This window comes from Synechococcus sp. O70.1 (assembly GCF_047462215.1).
Lineage (GTDB): Bacteria > Cyanobacteriota > Cyanobacteriia > Thermostichales > Thermostichaceae > Thermostichus.
In genome coordinates this window covers 1-15,217 of sequence record NZ_JANSIT010000009.1, presented here as the reverse complement: position 1 = coordinate 15,217, position 15,217 = coordinate 1, and the positions used below count along the sequence as shown (strand labels likewise).

At 58.7% G+C, this 15,217-nt stretch carries 13 protein-coding genes, 1 pseudogene and 1 riboswitch; of the genes and pseudogenes, 10 read left to right on the top strand and 4 right to left on the bottom strand.

What is annotated here, in order from left to right:
- The first annotated feature begins 37 nt into the window (after positions 1–37).
- The 6 genes from leuS (at position 38) to NW833_RS06795 (ending at position 7,517) form a co-directional block, all read left to right on the top strand.
- Positions 38–2,635, top strand: coding sequence for a leucine--tRNA ligase (leuS, locus tag NW833_RS06820; RefSeq protein WP_414411969.1), 2,598 nt, complete (start codon positions 38–40; stop codon positions 2,633–2,635).
- 94 nt (positions 2,636–2,729) lie between these two features.
- The gene (locus tag NW833_RS06815; RefSeq protein ID WP_414411968.1) at positions 2,730–3,296 is read left to right on the top strand and encodes a formylmethanofuran dehydrogenase subunit E family protein; all 567 of its coding nucleotides are present in this window, start codon (positions 2,730–2,732) and stop codon (positions 3,294–3,296) included.
- Between the two features lie 80 nt (positions 3,297–3,376).
- Positions 3,377–3,503, top strand: a riboswitch (cobalamin riboswitch).
- Between the two features lie 39 nt (positions 3,504–3,542).
- On the top strand, positions 3,543–5,507 hold the full coding sequence (locus NW833_RS06810; RefSeq protein WP_414411967.1) for a TonB-dependent receptor plug domain-containing protein: 1,965 nt from the start codon (positions 3,543–3,545) through the stop codon (positions 5,505–5,507).
- Positions 5,508–5,576: 69 nt separating this feature from the next.
- The gene (locus NW833_RS06805; protein WP_099812174.1) at positions 5,577–5,963 is read left to right on the top strand and encodes a DUF1636 domain-containing protein; all 387 of its coding nucleotides are present in this window, start codon (positions 5,577–5,579) and stop codon (positions 5,961–5,963) included.
- A 9-nt stretch (positions 5,964–5,972) separates the two neighbouring features.
- Entirely contained in the window at positions 5,973–6,842 is an 870-nt protein-coding gene (locus NW833_RS06800) for a (2Fe-2S) ferredoxin domain-containing protein (protein ID WP_414411966.1), read from the top strand.
- Positions 6,843–6,845: 3 nt separating this feature from the next.
- Positions 6,846–7,517 carry a hypothetical protein gene (locus tag NW833_RS06795; RefSeq protein ID WP_414411965.1) on the top strand — a complete coding sequence of 224 codons (672 nt, stop codon included), beginning with the start codon at positions 6,846–6,848 and terminating at the stop codon, positions 7,515–7,517.
- Here the strand turns inward: NW833_RS06795 and NW833_RS06790 are convergent.
- The gene (locus NW833_RS06790; protein ID WP_414412023.1) at positions 7,488–8,075 is read right to left on the bottom strand and encodes an RNA-guided endonuclease TnpB family protein; all 588 of its coding nucleotides are present in this window, start codon (positions 8,073–8,075) and stop codon (positions 7,488–7,490) included. The genes NW833_RS06795 and NW833_RS06790 overlap by 30 nt on opposite strands.
- The gene (locus NW833_RS06785; protein ID WP_414411964.1) at positions 8,072–8,692 is read right to left on the bottom strand and encodes a hypothetical protein; all 621 of its coding nucleotides are present in this window, start codon (positions 8,690–8,692) and stop codon (positions 8,072–8,074) included. Before NW833_RS06785 ends, NW833_RS06790 begins: the two co-directional genes overlap by 4 nt.
- A gap of 403 nt (positions 8,693–9,095) precedes the next feature.
- Between NW833_RS06785 and NW833_RS06780 the strand changes: the two genes are divergently transcribed.
- Positions 9,096–10,058 carry a hypothetical protein gene (locus NW833_RS06780; RefSeq protein WP_414411963.1) on the top strand — a complete coding sequence of 321 codons (963 nt, stop codon included), beginning with the start codon at positions 9,096–9,098 and terminating at the stop codon, positions 10,056–10,058.
- Positions 10,059–10,333: 275 nt separating this feature from the next.
- On the opposite strand, the gene pth is transcribed toward NW833_RS06780, so the two are convergent.
- Positions 10,334–11,023 (bottom strand): aminoacyl-tRNA hydrolase, encoded by a 690-nt coding sequence (gene pth / locus NW833_RS06775; RefSeq protein WP_414411962.1) that lies wholly within the window; start codon positions 11,021–11,023, stop codon positions 10,334–10,336.
- Positions 11,024–11,175: 152 nt separating this feature from the next.
- On the opposite strand from pth, the gene NW833_RS06770 reads away from it, so the two are divergent.
- The 3 genes from NW833_RS06770 to prfB all read left to right on the top strand — a co-directional run bounded on the left by NW833_RS06770 (position 11,176) and on the right by prfB (position 14,993).
- Positions 11,176–12,402, top strand: coding sequence for an HD domain-containing phosphohydrolase (locus NW833_RS06770; protein WP_414411961.1), 1,227 nt, complete (start codon positions 11,176–11,178; stop codon positions 12,400–12,402).
- A 243-nt stretch (positions 12,403–12,645) separates the two neighbouring features.
- A complete protein-coding gene (locus NW833_RS06765) occupies positions 12,646–13,767 on the top strand; it encodes a methyl-accepting chemotaxis protein (RefSeq protein ID WP_414411960.1) in 1,122 nt (373 codons plus the stop codon).
- Positions 13,768–13,864: 97 nt separating this feature from the next.
- A protein-coding gene (gene prfB, locus NW833_RS06760; protein ID WP_414411959.1) for a peptide chain release factor 2 occupies positions 13,865–14,993 on the top strand; the annotation gives its coding sequence in 2 pieces (ribosomal slippage) (positions 13,865–13,936 and positions 13,938–14,993; 1,128 coding nt in all).
- Here the strand turns inward: prfB and NW833_RS06755 are convergent.
- Positions 14,990–15,217: pseudogene (locus NW833_RS06755) on the bottom strand (hypothetical protein); the annotation flags it as partial. The gene prfB and the pseudogene NW833_RS06755 overlap by 4 nt on opposite strands.

The window sequence follows — 15,217 nt, the reverse complement described above, 5'->3', positions numbered from 1 at the left end:
TCCCCAGAGGCAAAAGGTTTTCCAGGAGTCCTAAGCTGTGGACGCGCGCTACAATCCCCAGGCCATTGAAAGGAAATGGCAGGCCCACTGGCGTGAAATTGGGTTGGATCGCACGCCAGAGCTAACAGCAGAAAGCCGCAAGTTCTACGCCCTGTCGATGTTCCCCTACCCCAGCGGCAGCCTGCACATGGGGCATGTGCGCAATTACACCATCACGGATGTCATTGCCCGCCACAAGCGGATGCAGGGGTATGCGGTGCTGCACCCCATGGGGTGGGACGCTTTTGGCTTGCCGGCAGAGAACGCCGCCATTGACCGGGGGATCCCGCCGGCCAAGTGGACCTACCAGAACATTGCCCAGATGCGGGATCAACTGCAGCGGCTGGGGCTTTCCTACGACTGGGAGCGGGAGATCACCACCTGCGCCCCCGACTACTACAAATGGACGCAGTGGCTGTTCCTGCAGTTTTTCAAGGCAGGCCTGGCCTACCAAAAGGAAGCGCCGGTGAACTGGGATCCCGTGGATCAGACCGTCCTGGCCAACGAGCAGGTGGATGCGGAAGGGAGATCCTGGAGATCTGGGGCTCGGGTAGAAAAGCGCCTCCTCAAGCAGTGGTTTCTCAAGATCACGGCCTATGCCGACCAACTCCTGGCTGACCTGGAGAAGCTCTCCGGCTGGCCAGAGCGGGTGCGCACCATGCAGGAGAACTGGATTGGCCAGTCGGTAGGGGCTAGAGTTCTCTTCAAAACCGAAACAGGGGAAGAGCTGCCGGTGTTTACCACCCGGCCTGATACCCTCTGGGGAGCCACCTTTATGGTGCTGGCGCCGGAGCATCCTTTGGTGGAGAAGCTCACCACCCCCGAGCAGCAGGCTGCCGTCAAAGCCTACCAGGCCGAGGCTGCTGCCCGCAGCGAGATCGAGCGCAGCGCTGAGGATCGGGAAAAGACGGGCGTCTGGACGGGCTCCTACGCCATCAACCCCGTCAACCAAGAGCGTATCCCCATCTGGATTGCCGACTACGTGTTGATGGGCTATGGCACAGGGGCCATCATGGCCGTGCCGGCCCACGACCAGCGGGACTTTGAGTTTGCCCGCAAGTTTGGCCTGCCCATCAAGCTGGTGGTGCAGCCGCCTCAGGGTGGGGTGGAGACTGCTGAAGATCTGCAGGCGGCCTGGACAGGGGAGGGGGTGTTGATAAACTCCGGCCCCTTGAACGGAATCCCGGTGGGCAAGGGCCCAGGGCAAAGTGTGGAAAGGGCCATCGCCTGGCTGGAGGAGCAGGGGCTAGGGGAACGGCAGGTCAACTACCGCCTGCGCGACTGGCTCATCTCGCGGCAGCGCTACTGGGGCTGCCCCATCCCGGTCATCCACTGCCCCCATTGCGGCATTGTGCCAGTGCCGGAAGAAGATCTGCCAGTGCTCTTGCCAGAAGATGTAGAGCTGACGGGGCGAGGCGGATCCCCATTAGCCCAACTGGAGGAGTGGGTGAAGGTGAAATGCCCCACCTGTGGCGCAGAGGCCCGCCGGGAAACGGACACCATGGACACCTTCATCTGCTCGTCCTGGTATTTCCTGCGCTTTAGCGATCCCCGCAACGACCGCGAGATCTTCCGCAAGGATCTGGTCAACGCCTGGCTGCCGGTGGATCAGTACGTGGGCGGCATCGAGCACGCTATCTTGCACCTGCTCTACGCCCGCTTTTTCACCAAAGTGCTGCGGGATCTGGGGTTGCTGAATTTCGATGAGCCCTTCTCCCGCCTGCTCACCCAGGGGATGGTACAGGCGCGCACCTACTACAACCCCAACAAGTCCGGCAAGGATCGCTGGATCCCTACAGCGCTGGTTAAGGATCCCAACGATCCGCGGGATCCCGAAACCGGTGAGCCCCTGCAGGTTATCTACGCTACGATGTCCAAATCCAAGGGCAACGGCGTGGATCCGGAAGAGGTGCTGGCCAACTACGGGGCAGACACGGCCCGCATGTTCATCCTCTTCAAGGCGCCGCCGGAAAAGGACTTGGAATGGGACGATGCCGACGTGGAAGGGCAGTTTCGCTTTCTCAACCGCGTCTGGCGGCAGGTGTACGACTTTGTCAGTCGCGGTGGCGGGACGGCGTCCTTGCAGGCCAAAGTCGAGGCGGGATCCCTGACCAAGGCGGAAAGGGATCTGCGCCGTGCCGTCCACACGGCCATCAAGGAAGTCAGTGAGGATCTGGAGGAGTACCAGTTCAACACTGCCATTGCCGAGCTGATGAAGCTGAGCAATGCCCTAGCCGAGGCGGGGATCCCAGACTCGCCAGTTTATGCAGAAGGGATCCGCACCCTGGTCTTGCTCCTGGCGCCCTTTGCCCCCCACATTGCCGAAGAGCTGTGGCAGGCCCTAGGCGGTACCGACTCGGTGCATCGCCAGTCTTGGCCCAGCTACGACCCGGCGGCGCTGGTGGCCGATACGGTCACGATTGTGGTGCAGGTCAACGGCAAGCTGCGCGGCTCCTTTGAAGCCCCTGCCGATGTCACGCCGGAGGAGCAGGAGCGGCTAGCTCTGCAGTCGGAAGCGGCCCAGAAGTATCTCCAAGGGGCGACGCCGAAGAAGGTCGTCGTGGTGCCGAAGAAGCTGGTCAACGTGGTTGTCTAGCTCTCCGTTTGCTCAGGTAACCTCCCCCCCTGCATAGGCAAGACCCAGGAGCAGGGCTTAGGATACTGCCTTGGGGTTTAGTTCTTGTCTGCCTATGCGCAAGCGATGGGTTCTCAAGCCGCAGCAGCTTCCTCTCCTGTGGGTGGCCATTCAGCTAGCGGTCGGGATCCCTGCCCTGGCCCACCCCAGCAGCAGCTCTGCCAATCCTCCGGCTGCCCTTGAGGCTGCCACCCAGCGAGTTACCGAAATCCACGGGGGTGCTGGCCCCTGGGCGGTGGTGGGTTATCGCATGGGGATGCGGGATCTCAAGGAGCTGGGCTTGGCAAGTCCCCTCCCCCCCACCTCCCCAAGTCGCTTTGTGGTGGAAGTCATTCACGAGTCGCCGCTCCAGATTCCCTTTGCCTGCATCGTGGATGGGTTGCACGCCGCCACTGGAGCCAGCTTGGGCAAGCTGAACTTAAAGCTGGTGGAGGTGGACTCCCTGGACAAAATGCGCAGTGTTGTCATCCATCGAGAAACTGGCAAGCGGGTGGAGTTTCAAGTCTTGCCTGGGTTTATTGCTAAGTACCGAGAGCTGCCCCCAGAACGGCTTATGGCAGCGGGGCAGGAAGTTCTTCAAATGGCCGACGAGGCTCTTTTCCGTCTCACGATTAGACCCTAGCGCCGATCCCCCCAGCAGGATGGGAACTCCAGGGCGGGAGAGATATGATGCCTAGCACGGCTTTTTCCAGAAGGACTAAGGAGAAAGCTGTGCCGCTAGGTTGCTCTGGGGATCAGCCAGGGCAAGCAATGGGGAAAGTCCGGTGCAAATCCGGCGCTGTGCCGCAACTGTGATGGCAGGATGCCCGCCTGCGGCTTCAGCTCAGGGCTCAGAGCCCTTCCGCATTGCACGGAGCAAGGAGCTGACATGAAAAAGACAGTTCTAGTGAAAAAGACAGTTCTAGGTCTCAGCCTTGGGCTGGGAAGTTGGGTTTTGGGGATCCCAGCCTGGGCGCAAGCAGTCTTGGATACCGGCCTCAGCGCCGAGATTTTGAATCAACCCGTCACCACCCCGTTTCGCCGTCCTGGCCTCTTGCGAGAGTCTTCCCGCCCCGTCTATGTCATCACCCGCCAGCAGATGCGCGAGCAAGGGGCAAGAACCGTGCAGGAAGCCCTGCGCTATCTGCCCGGCATCCTCAGCGATGGCACAGCCGGCACCCAGTTGGGGGCTCTCAGCTCTCAGTTCATGCGAGGGGCGCGAACGGCCCAGGTGCTGGTGCTGTTGGATGGCCGCCCCCTCAACGATCTGGGTTTTTTCGGGGGGTTTGACCTCTCGCAAATCACCACCGATGTCGTCGAGCGAATTGAAGTCTCCCCCGGCGGCGGCTCTACCCTGTACGGCTCAGACGCTGTTGGCGGCGTCATCAACATCGTCACGGTGGAGCCCCAGCCAGAAACGGAGACGGTGGTGGAAGCGGCGGTCGGCAGCTATGGCCTCAATGAGCAAGGGATCCAAAGCCGCGGCCAAGGGCAGGAGCTGGGCTGGGTGCTCAGCTACCGTCGCCTGCAGAGCAACAACGACTTTCCCTTTACCATCCGGCGGCTGGGCAAGTCAGGCAGGCGGGAAAACTCGGCGGTGGAGTACCACAACTTGCAGGCCAAGCTCACCTGGCAACTGGCCGAAGACCAAGTCCTAACGGCAAACGCCCTCTACCTCAACAAAACCTTCCGCGTGCCCGGTAGCGTAGACTTTCCTTCTCCCGATGCCGAGCAAACCACCAACGACCTGCTGCTGGATCTCAGGTGGCTGTGGACTCAGGAAACAGGCTCCCTGCAAGCTCGGCTCTTTTTGGACGATCTCAACTACCGCTTCAGCGCCCCGCAAAGCCAGGGCTCCCGCGACCTCATCCTGCGCGATAGCTGGGGATCCCAGCTCCAGTATGCTTGGAAAGCCGGCGAAAACCTAGAAGGAGTCCTGGGGGCAGATTATCGCTCCATCTCAGCCCGCAATACAACTTTTTCGTTTGCCAGGGGTTCTACCAATATCAACTACGACGATACGGTTAACCAGGGAGCCCTGTTTGCCCGCCTGGATTACAGCCCAGATCCCCGTTTCCACCTCGACTTAGGCATCCGCCAGGACTTCAGCAGTTTGGCCAGCGGCTCGGCTACCTCGCCTGCTCTAGGGATCCGCTGGGCTTTGGCGGAAGGCACCACCTTGAGGGCCAGCTATGCCGGCAGCTTTCGCACTCCCTTGATCTCGGAATTGTTCTTCCGGCTGCGCGGCTTTTTTGAAGTGGATGGCAACCCCAATCTCCGCCCAGAGCGAGGGGAAAGCTTTGACATTGGCTTAGATCAAGCCTTGGGAGATTTTGGCCTGCTGCGCTTGACTTTTGCCCACAACCGCATCCGCGATGGCATCACCTTTGTCAGCCTTGGGCCGCGCCGGGGAACCTATGAAAATATTGGGCTGGTTGAATATACCGGCCTGGAGGCAGCCTTAGATGTGCGGCTAGGGGAAAACTGGACGCTTTTTGCCAACTACACCCTCAATGATCCCATCATCCGCGCTGCCCTTGACTCAGCCACAGTTGGCAAGCAGCTAGCCTTTGTGGGAGCCGATAGCCTGAACTTAGGCCTGACCTACCGTCACGAGCAAGGCTGGTACAGCTCAATTTTAGTCCATCACATTGGGAGCTTTTTTACCAACAACACCAACACGGAATCCCTACCAGGCTACACCACCGTAGCTTGGCGAGGAGGGATCCCGTTGACTGAGGACCTAAGCCTAGAGATGGGGATCGACAACCTGCTGGATGAGCAGTATGAAGTCTTCCCCGGCTATCCCGGCGTTGGTCGCACGTTGAGGGTGAACTTGCGGGGGCAATTTTAGCAACATCTCAGGTTGTTTTTGAATTCTGGCTAACCATTTGTGGGGTGCTTCTAGTTTGGAAGCAACTGTATGACGATCTCAACCAGAATCTCGACTCAAGCTGAGGCCAAACATTACCTTTGGGTTTGTACCACCTGCGGATCTCGCTGGGTCAACGGCCAAAAAGAAGGGACTAGCAAAGGAGAAATGCTTCTAGCCGCCTTGCAATCGCAGGTGCTCAATCCTCAATTGCAGCTTAAGCCAGTTGCCTGTATGAGCGGCTGCAGCCATGCCTGCGTGATTGCCCTGGCAGCCCCTGGAAAGATGACCTACGTGTTTGGAGATCTCGATCCCCAAGACGTGGAGCCAATCTTGCAGACAGCGGAGCTGTATTTGACAAAGCCCGATGGCGTCCTGCCCTGGGCAGAGCGCCCTCTTAAAAAGGGGGTGATTGCCCGCATTCCACCAGTCCAATAGGAGCAACCTATGGCCGCTTTCAGTCCCTGGATTACGCCCTTAAACCAAAGTTGGCAGGAGATTTCCCCCACTGGCTGGATAACTCTCTACGAAGGGATCCCGGCTCACATCGACTGTCTTGGGCCGCTCCTCTATGAGCTCTTCCAGGAGCACTGGGCTGAGATCCAAGTGGGCTGTGTGGCGGAGGGGGGAGTGCTGGAAGCGGCCTTTACCAGTCCTCCTGCTCTCTGTGTGCTCTACGACGGCTACTTGACCGTGGCTACCGAAACTTGGCATTTGCATCTGTGTCTAGAGGAGCACCGAGGCGGCCCCTATGGCCGAACCCCCCTAGAACTGCGCCGCAAAAGATTGGTCAGCCGCGCCGCCCTCTATCGCCGCCTCAATCCGCAGCGCCAGCCTCGCCAATGGGGAATTCAATTTTGGAACGGGGCAGAGGAATCTCTGCTGCAGATCTTCTTGCCCAGTCCCTTTTTAGGGCCAGGAGAAGACTACCTGCCCGAAAGCCAAGCCAACTACCAAAAGCTCTCCCTCTATGAACGCCTGCGAGCCATTTATGTAGAGGGAAAAGAGCGGATCCCTTACGAAGATAACCCTCTCAAGCGGCCCTACTTGGCGGTTTGCCGCTCCAGCCGCTGCTATCCTTCCCGCAACTATCAACCGGTTGTGGAAGCCCTGCAATCTGCCCTGCAAGAAGCGAATTTAGATATTCGGGTCATTACTTCCGGATGTCTAGAAGTCTGTCAGGAAGGCCCTGTGGTTTTCTACTCTGGCGACCGCACTTGGTACAAGCGGGTTACACCTCCAGTAGCGCGGCAAATTGTCCAGGAGCATCTGCTAAAGAACTGCCCCCTGAAAGCTCACCTTTTTCCCGGAGATTAGCCTATGGTCAGTCTGCAATCCCTTGTGCAGTCCATCCCCAAACCTCGCCCCTGGATCCCGGTTGCCATTTGGCTACGGGCTGCCCAAGACTTGGCCTGTGGCCGATTTTGGCCCAGTCTATTTACCACCATTGGCTGCCTTAGCAACATTGCCTATACCTGTACGCTTCCTTTTGTAACCGTTGGCATCATTGCGGGCACCACGTTAACTCGCCAAAGGGCAATAGTTAGCGCCTCGATGATTTGGCTAGCCAACCAAATCTTTGGCTATGTCTGGCACAACTATCCCCGCACGCCTGACTCTTTTGCCTGGGGGGTGGTCTTGGGGATCGGCACGGTGGGGGTGGCCCTGCTAGCCAGCTACCGCCCTCTTTTCTTCCAGCCCCACCCTCTCCGAGCTGGACGATGGCTGTGGAATTATCTTTGGATTGCAGCCATGCTCATCCTAGGTTTTCTTGCTTTTGAAGGGCTGATCTTGGCAGCCGGCCTAGTTTTGGGAGGGACAGAGGGTTTGACCCTACCTGTTCTCGGCAAGATCTGGCTGGATAACTGGCTGTGGACGAGCTTTTGGCTTGGGATTCATACTCTTTTGGTGTGGGACAGGGCACTTGACATTCTCCCTGCCATAAAAGGCAGGGATTCTTTCTCAGACAGCAGGATGGCTCCTACCGGCTGAGCTACACAGAGCATGAGGCTGAAACCTCAACCCTGTGGGGGATGCCATAACCCCAACTACTAGGCCAGAGCCCAGATACGTTCTGCGAAGGTTGAGTGCTCCCACCCCGTCGCGATGAAACTCAAACCCACACCCACACCTATACACACGGCCTTGAGGACTCCGTCCCGCTGACGCGAACGGCTTGTTCCTCTTGTTGCAAGCAGGACAGGTTTGAGAGCTGTACCGCTCATCCAGCAGCACAACTTTCATTCCCAGTCGTTCAGCCTTGTAGGTGATGTGGTGCCGAGTTTGGCCATGCAACATCTGGTGGAGCTTTTGGTTCAACCTTGTGCTGTAATCAGCAGACACCCTGATATTCCGAATGTCCCCAATTACAACGGTCTGGACGCCCCTTGCATACAGCGTCGAGACAAGCCTTGTAGTTTGCTTGTGCAAAATATCTCGAATTTGGTGATTTAACCTCGCCAGCTGCTTTCGCCCAGAAGCTAAAACTCTCCTGTAACGCCTTGAGCCACGCCTCTTTCTGGCAAGCAGCCTTGACAGAGTAGATTTCAGCTTGTTCTGGTAGCGGCGCTTGGAACGCAGCAGCCTGCCATTGGCGATGTAGGTGTTTCCCCATCATGGGCAACGGCCAGGTGAGCCTCACCCAGATCCACACCGGCAACACCGCTTTCTTTCCTCTCTTCTTTGGGGCGCGCATCACTCAATTTGTAGCAAGCCCTTAGCTCGTATTGCCTGCCGTCCCAGCCAATTTCTACCCAGACAGGCGTATCCCAAGCCCAAGGAATGACCAAAGGCTCGTTGCCTTTTCCGTTGGACAACCGCAACTTTCCATTTACGACTTTGATGGCTGAAGCTTTCCATTGGATTTTGTAATAGTACCGTCGGCGTCGAGGTGGGCGAGCATTGGGATCCGTTTTGCGGCGTTCTCGCCACGACTTTAGGGAGGCAAAGAAACTTTGGACAACAGCATCCGCACTGTAGGCGTGAAGTCTGTTTTCAGGATCACTGGGAAACCAACGCATAAGCGTGGCAGGCTTCAACCACAGCCCTTTCTTGCGGACGACGCGCCAAAAACTGACGAGTGTCTGGGAGTACAGCTCGCCTGCCGCCCTGCTCAAAAGTTGTAGTTGTTCCGAGACTCCCAGCTTGAGCTTGCGGACAAAGTACATGCAAAAAATTGTCTTTCTGCTATCTAGAGCATTATACAAAAAGCCGCTCCCAAGGTCGGGGCTTGAAACCCAGTTTTATTGGTCACTTAGGTTTTCCGCACTAACCCAAATGTTCCAAGCTCAACCTCAGGAAGCTGTGAGACTTCTCTCAATGCCGCCGGCGCCTCAGACCAATTGAGAGTGTTTTTCCGTGCAGCCCTATCGTTTTCAAGCTGTCGAAGGGCGCCGCACTATGGCTGTCGGAGCAGGCTGCCGACGAGGGCCGGGCGAAGAACCGCCTCTTAGTGGAGCTGGCTAGCGGCAAAATCCTCTAAGACCTTCGGGCTTTGGAGCACGCCTGTGTAGCCAAGAAATCTGGACACCGCTGCGATGGCGAACTAGCCTAGAGGCAACTTCTCTTTCCATGCTGTTTCGTGGGGCGGGATCCATGCTTAGGCCCAGTCTTTTGCTTTCCGGATCGGCCCTGGTGGGCTTGCTGTCTTGGCTGTGTTTGAACGGCGAATGTGGCTGGCTGGCCTCGCTGCGCAAGGGGCAGACCACGGAAGGTCTCTCTGTGCCCCTCTTGCAGGAAGCTCAGTTGCCGCGATTTAAAGACAAGCCAGGTCCTGAACCTTTGCTTCGGCGGCAAGCTCAATGGCAAGCCCGGGCACGAGAGCTTGAACAGCGCTCCCAGGCTCATCAACTGCTCCTGCAGCTAGGGCAATTCATCGAGCAGGAGCCAGGAAATGCGCGGCTCTATCTCCAGCGGGCCCAGTACCTCTGGGAGTATTCGCAGGTGGGCGAGCCAGAGCAGCCAGCGGCCGACCATCTAGTGCTCAGGGCTCTGCGGGATCTGGACATTGCCATTGCTTTGGATCCCTATTTGCCTGAGGCTTATTTGCTCAAGGCCAGGATTCAGCGCGAGCATTTTGGAGAGCTGGAGCAGGCTTTGGCAACCTTGTCTCCCTTGGATCGCATTGCCTATCGCAACCCCCAACTCCACTTGTTGCGCTCCCGCATTTGGGCCGAGCAAGGGCATTTGGAATCGGCATTTGATGTAGCTAACCTGGCTATTGAACTAGCCAAACAAAATCAAAACATCGCCGATCTCTTCGATGCCTACCTTCATCGCGGCCTGATGTGGGCGAGCATCTGCAATTTCCAACTGGCCGTTGCCGATTTCAGCCGGGCGATTGAGCTGCAGCCGCAGCGGGCTGAAGGGTACTACCACCGGGGCATGGCGCGCGCCTACCAGGGAGAAGACAAGGCTGGCGCTGCTGCGGATCTGGACAGCGCCTTGAGTCTGTGGCGGTCTGCGGGCACGGGATCCCCAAAACTGCTGCAGTATGTGGAGGCGGTGCGGCAAGACCTCTTGCAACAGCCGTAGCCCCGCTTAGCTTGCGACTAGAGAGGGTAAAAAGTTCGGCTGAGGAGGAGAACGGCTTCGCTCCATTTGAGGGAGGGGAGTTGCTGACTTTTTTGGACCTGGGGGTGCCCCTGCGGGGAGCATCTTAGAGGGTTCCTTGCCCTCTCCTGCCAGTGGCTCTGGGGAAGCCGACCTCCTGACGCAGTCAGACGGTTCTGAGAAATTGCCGCGGCTGGCCGAACGTAGTCCTCGATGAGGCGGCTTGGCTCACTCGGATAGCGCCCAAGATCCCGGCCTCAGCCTTCCCCAGGCCCAGTCTTGGCTGGGTCGAGAGAAGCTGCCGGATCTTGCCGATCTCGCTCAGATAGCGGCTCAGAGAGATCCAGAGGGTTGAAGCGGTTCATCGCCGCCCTCAATCCTTCTTGCAAGCAACACTCCACTGCCTCCACTGCTGCCCTTAGAACCCGCTCCAGCACTGCCTGCTCAGTAGGTTCAAACCTTCCCAAAACATGCCCAACCATGTCTTGGTTGCCCTTGGGCCTGCCCACGCCCAGGCGCAAGCGAGGGAAGGCTTCGCTGCCCAGGTGCTGAATGACAGACTTCATGCCGTTATGCCCGCCGGCGGAGCCAGATCCCCGCAGTCGCAGGCGACCCAGGGGCAAGTCCACATCATCGTAGACCACCAGCACCGACCTGGGATCCAACTTGTACCAATCCAGGACTGCCCGCACTGCCTCGCCAGAGCGATTCATATAAGTCGCCGGCTTGAGCAGGCGCCGCTTGCCCCCTAGGGCAAAACCTTCTCCGTAGCTGCCTTGGAACTGCTTTTCCAGAGCTAATGGGATCCCCCAGCGCTCTGCCAACTGATCCACCACCATAAAGCCGCAGTTGTGGCGGGTGTTGGCATACTGTGGGCCAGGATTGCCTAGGCCAACGATGAGCTGGAGGGCAACCTCATCTGGCGGCTGGGTCTTGACCTGGGTCACAGCGTCTCTCGCTTCCACAGGTAAAGTAGGGTAGCAGAGTTACTTTGGATTGGCGACCCCCAGCCTCCCAACTTGGAGCAGGGGCAGGATCCCTGCTAGCGCTCCAATCCCGCTTCCTTTGGAACACTCGTAACCCACTGGAGGATAAGGTTATGTCCCATGGGCCTTCCGCCTTCGATCTCTCTCTTGCTCTTGGCGAAGCCGAATTTGAGGCTGCTGCTGCCTTGCGCCTGAGTCAGCGGCTGATCCAAGTGGGGATCGCCCTTTCTTCGGAAACGGATTTAAGGCGCCTGCTGGAACTGATTGTCGCCCAAGCCCGCGAGCTGACCTGCTGTGATGGCGCTAGCCTGTTCATCCGGGAGGGAGAAGAGTTGCGCTTTTTCGTGGTCAACCGCAACGAGGAGCTGCAGGATCTGCGCCTGCCCCTTGCTCCTTCCAGCATTGTGGGCTATGTGGTGCTCACGGGGGAGAGCTTGAATCTGCCGGACGTCTATCGCTTGCCAGCGGGCTTGCCCTATGCCTTTAACTCCCAAGTCGATCAGCAGACCGGCTACCGCACCCGCTCTTTGCTCACGGTGCCGATGCGGGATCCCTCAGGAAATATCCTTGGCGCCCTGCAACTCTTGAACCGTCTCAGGCCGGATTGCCCTGCCAACCTAGCGCCCAACCAGGTGGCTAACTGGAGCCAGCCGTTTTCTGAGCTGGAAGTCCGGGTGGCAGAAGCCCTGGCTTCCCAGGCGGCGGTTGCCTACCAAAATGTGCGCTTGCGGGAAGAGCTGAAAGCCGCTCACCTGGAAACGATTTTCTGTCTAGCCCAAGCCGCCGAATACCGGGATCAGGACACCTCTTTTCACCTCAAGCGGATGAGCCACTACTCCCGCATCATTGCCAAACAGTTGGGCCTCTCCAGCCATGAACAAGAGCTGATCTTCTATGCCAGCCCCCTGCACGATGTGGGCAAAATCGGGATCCCGGATGCCATCTTGCGGAAGCCAGGCCCCCTCACCCCCGAAGAGCGTCTAATTATGAACCGCCACCCCGAGATTGGCTACGAGATCCTCAGTAAATCGGACTCGGAGCTGATGAAAAAAAGCGCCATCATTGCCCTCACCCACCACGAGAAGTTCGACGGCAGCGGCTACCCGCGGGGCCTTAAGGGAGAAGAGATCCCGCTAGAAGGGCGGATTGTGGCCTTGGCCGACGTGTTCGACGCTTTAGCTAGCCGCCGCCCCTACAAAGAAGCTTGGGATCTGTCAGATATCTTTCGCTTCGTGGAAAGCCAAAGCGGTAGCCACTTCGATCCTCAAGTGGTGGCAGCTTTTAACCGTGGCCGCAGTGAAATTCTAGAGATCTACCACCGCTACCAAGAGCCTCGCTAAGCTCAGATCGCTTCAGCCCCTGGGGTTGGGACAGCTCCCTTGTCTGTCCGTAAAAACCGCAAAAAAGAGCCTCTTTCCGTATAACTCCGGGCAGAACTGTAGCCAGGAAACCAGATCCCAAGTCAAACTAAAGGTAACCAGCACCACTGCTGCTAGGCCTTTGAAAAGCAGAGCAGAGGCAGGTCCTTATTGTCCTCTGTACATTACTTTGTCTCTACCCAGCCTGTGCTGAGGATCCCTAGGATGACTACCCTGACGAATCCGCCCACTCCCACCCTATCGATCCACACCAAGCTGCGCGATCTGGCGCTAGTGGACTTTCAGGTAGGTGAGTCCACCCCCTGCGAGAACGTGGTGCGCCGCCTGGAAGACGACCCCACCCTTTCAGGGGTAGTCGTGTTGGACGGGCAGTCGCAGCTGCGGGGGATGCTGACTCGGCGTGCCATTTTGGAGTGGATGCTGAGCAAACCCTATGGCCTGGAGGTGTTTTCGAAGCGGCCCATCAGCTCCCTAGCAGAGTTCCAGGGCCAGGGTTTTCTCCTTTTGCCCGGCGACTGCGATGTCATTGAGGCGGCCAGCCAGGCTTTCCGGCGGCCCCAGGAGACTATCTACGACCCGGTGGTGGTAGAAGTCGGCCCCCAAGACTATCGCCTTTTGGATGTGCCGGTGTTGTTGGTGGCTCAGTCCCAGGTACATCTAGCCACCCAGCGGAAGCTCGAAGAACAGCAGGAGGAGATGAAACGGATCCTGGCCGAGCTGGAGCAGGAGAAAAACCGCAGCCTCCAGTATGCCCGCGATCTGGAGCGGCAGAAAGCCGAGATCCTCAGCCAGAACATTGCTTTGGAGCAAGAGCGGCGCCGGGCCCAGCAGCGCTCGGAAGAACTGGTCCGCCTCAACGCTCGCCTCATCCAGATCAGCTCGGTGCTCTCGGAGAAGAGCAAATCCACCTTTGCCGCCACCTTTGCTGGGGTAGAGGCGGTGCGCCGCCTATTTCAGGAAATTGCCGACAGCAATCAGGAGCTATCCCGCGAGCTCAAAGAAATCAACACCATCGTCGACGTGATCGTAGAGGTGGCGGGCTACATTCGTCTGCTCTCCTTTAACGCGGCTGTAGAGGCCAACCGCAGCGGTGGGGGCGGGGGTTTTGGCGCCATTGCCCAGGAGATCCGCAAGTTGGCGGGGCGCACTACCGAGGCCAGCAACCGCATCCGCGGCCTGGCAGATCGCATCCAACGCCAAAGCCAAGCCACCCTGCAATCGGCCCAGGCCAGCGCCGAGGTGGTGCAATCCCTCTACCAGCAAGCCCAGTCGGCCCAGGTGGCCCTGGAGGAGTTGCAAGCTTTGTTGGAGCAAGCTCGGATTTAGTCTGAATACGATAGATAGCTACCTCCTTCTGGAGGTCGGGAAGTTAAGATGAGATTCTGGACGGGGTCCAAAAGTATGAGACAGTGTTCGTAAACCTATGGAACTGGCCGAGCTGAAACGCAGCCTAGAAGCGCTCACCGCGCGCCTGAGCACTGCTCAGGACTACCTTTGACCTGCCTTACCTGGAACAGCAGATCGCCATTCTGGAGCAGGAAGCCTCCCAGCCGCAATTTTGGAACGATGTGGAGGCAGCTCGTCGCCACCTAAAGCAGCTCAACAGCCTCAAGGCCTCCTGGGAGCAGGTCCACCGCTGGAAAGCCCGCCTGGAAGAGGTTGCCACTGCCCTGGAGCTCCTGCAAGAAGAAGCCGATTCGGAGCTCTTGGCCGAGACAGCGGGATCTCTAGCCGCGGTGGAGCGAGAGTTAAGCCAATGGGAGCTGCAGCAACTGCTTTCAGGACCCTACGACAAAAACGGCGCCGTCCTCACCATCACTGCTGGAGCCGGAGGAACCGATGCCCAGGACTGGGCGGCGATGCTGCTGAGGATGTACACCCGCTGGGCAGAGAACCAGGGCTACAAGGTTACCCTTTCGGACTACTCGGAAGGGGCAGAGGCGGGCATCAAGTCAGCCACGCTGTTGATTGAGGGGCCCTATGCCTACGGGTATCTTTCCGCGGAGAAGGGCAACCACCGCATGGAGCGCATCAGCCCCTTCAACGCCAACGGCAAGCGCCAGACCAGCTTTGCCGGCGTTGAGGTCATGCCCATCCTGGAGGAAGAGAACGAGTTTGAGCTGCGGATGGAGGATCTGGAGTTCGAGACCTGCCGTTCGGGAGGGGCAGGAGGCCAAAACGTCAACAAGGTGGAAACGGCGGTGCGGGTTATCCACAAGCCCACCGGCATTGCCGTGCGCTGCAGCGAGGAGCGCTCCCAACTGCAAAACAAGGAGCGGGCCATCCAGATCCTCAAGGCAAAGCTCCTCGAAATCGAGGAGGAAAAGCGCCGGCAAAAGTTGGCCGAGATCCGCGGCGAGATCGTGACCCAGGGCTTTGGGGGTCGGATTCGCACCTACACCTTCGATCCCTACAAGTTAATCAAAGACCACCGCACCAACGCCGAAACCACCAACGTCGAGGCGTTTATGAACGGCGAGCCGGAGGAGCTGATGCACTTCATCCAGGCCTACCTACGGCAGGAACACGCCAAGCAAGCCGCCGCAGTCTAGGGCTGGCTGTGGCGCTCCCACACCGCTTGCATCCAAGCGGCCCGCTCGTGGGGCGAGAGCTTGAGCAGGTCCAGGGGATCCCCCTCCTGGAAAAGCACCCCCCCCCCCCCACCCCCCGCCCCGGGGGCGGGGGGTTTTTGTTGCAGGGGTGCGGGCCAAGCTAGGCCCAGCCCAGCGCCCCATGGGGTTTGTAGGGGGGATGGGACCCCCCGAGCCTGGGGGGT

Coding starts and splice junctions, on each gene's coding strand:
- NW833_RS06815 (WP_414411968.1), top strand. CDS start 2,730: ATGCGCAAGCGATGGGTTCTCAAGCCGCAGCAGCTTCCTCTCCTGTGG.
- NW833_RS06810 (WP_414411967.1), top strand. CDS start 3,543: ATGAAAAAGACAGTTCTAGTGAAAAAGACAGTTCTAGGTCTCAGCCTT.
- NW833_RS06805 (WP_099812174.1), top strand. CDS start 5,577: ATGACGATCTCAACCAGAATCTCGACTCAAGCTGAGGCCAAACATTAC.
- NW833_RS06800 (WP_414411966.1), top strand. CDS start 5,973: ATGGCCGCTTTCAGTCCCTGGATTACGCCCTTAAACCAAAGTTGGCAG.
- NW833_RS06795 (WP_414411965.1), top strand. CDS start 6,846: ATGGTCAGTCTGCAATCCCTTGTGCAGTCCATCCCCAAACCTCGCCCC.
- NW833_RS06785 (WP_414411964.1), bottom strand. CDS start 8,692: ATGTACTTTGTCCGCAAGCTCAAGCTGGGAGTCTCGGAACAACTACAA.
- NW833_RS06780 (WP_414411963.1), top strand. CDS start 9,096: ATGCTGTTTCGTGGGGCGGGATCCATGCTTAGGCCCAGTCTTTTGCTT.
- NW833_RS06770 (WP_414411961.1), top strand. CDS start 11,176: ATGTCCCATGGGCCTTCCGCCTTCGATCTCTCTCTTGCTCTTGGCGAA.
- NW833_RS06765 (WP_414411960.1), top strand. CDS start 12,646: ATGACTACCCTGACGAATCCGCCCACTCCCACCCTATCGATCCACACC.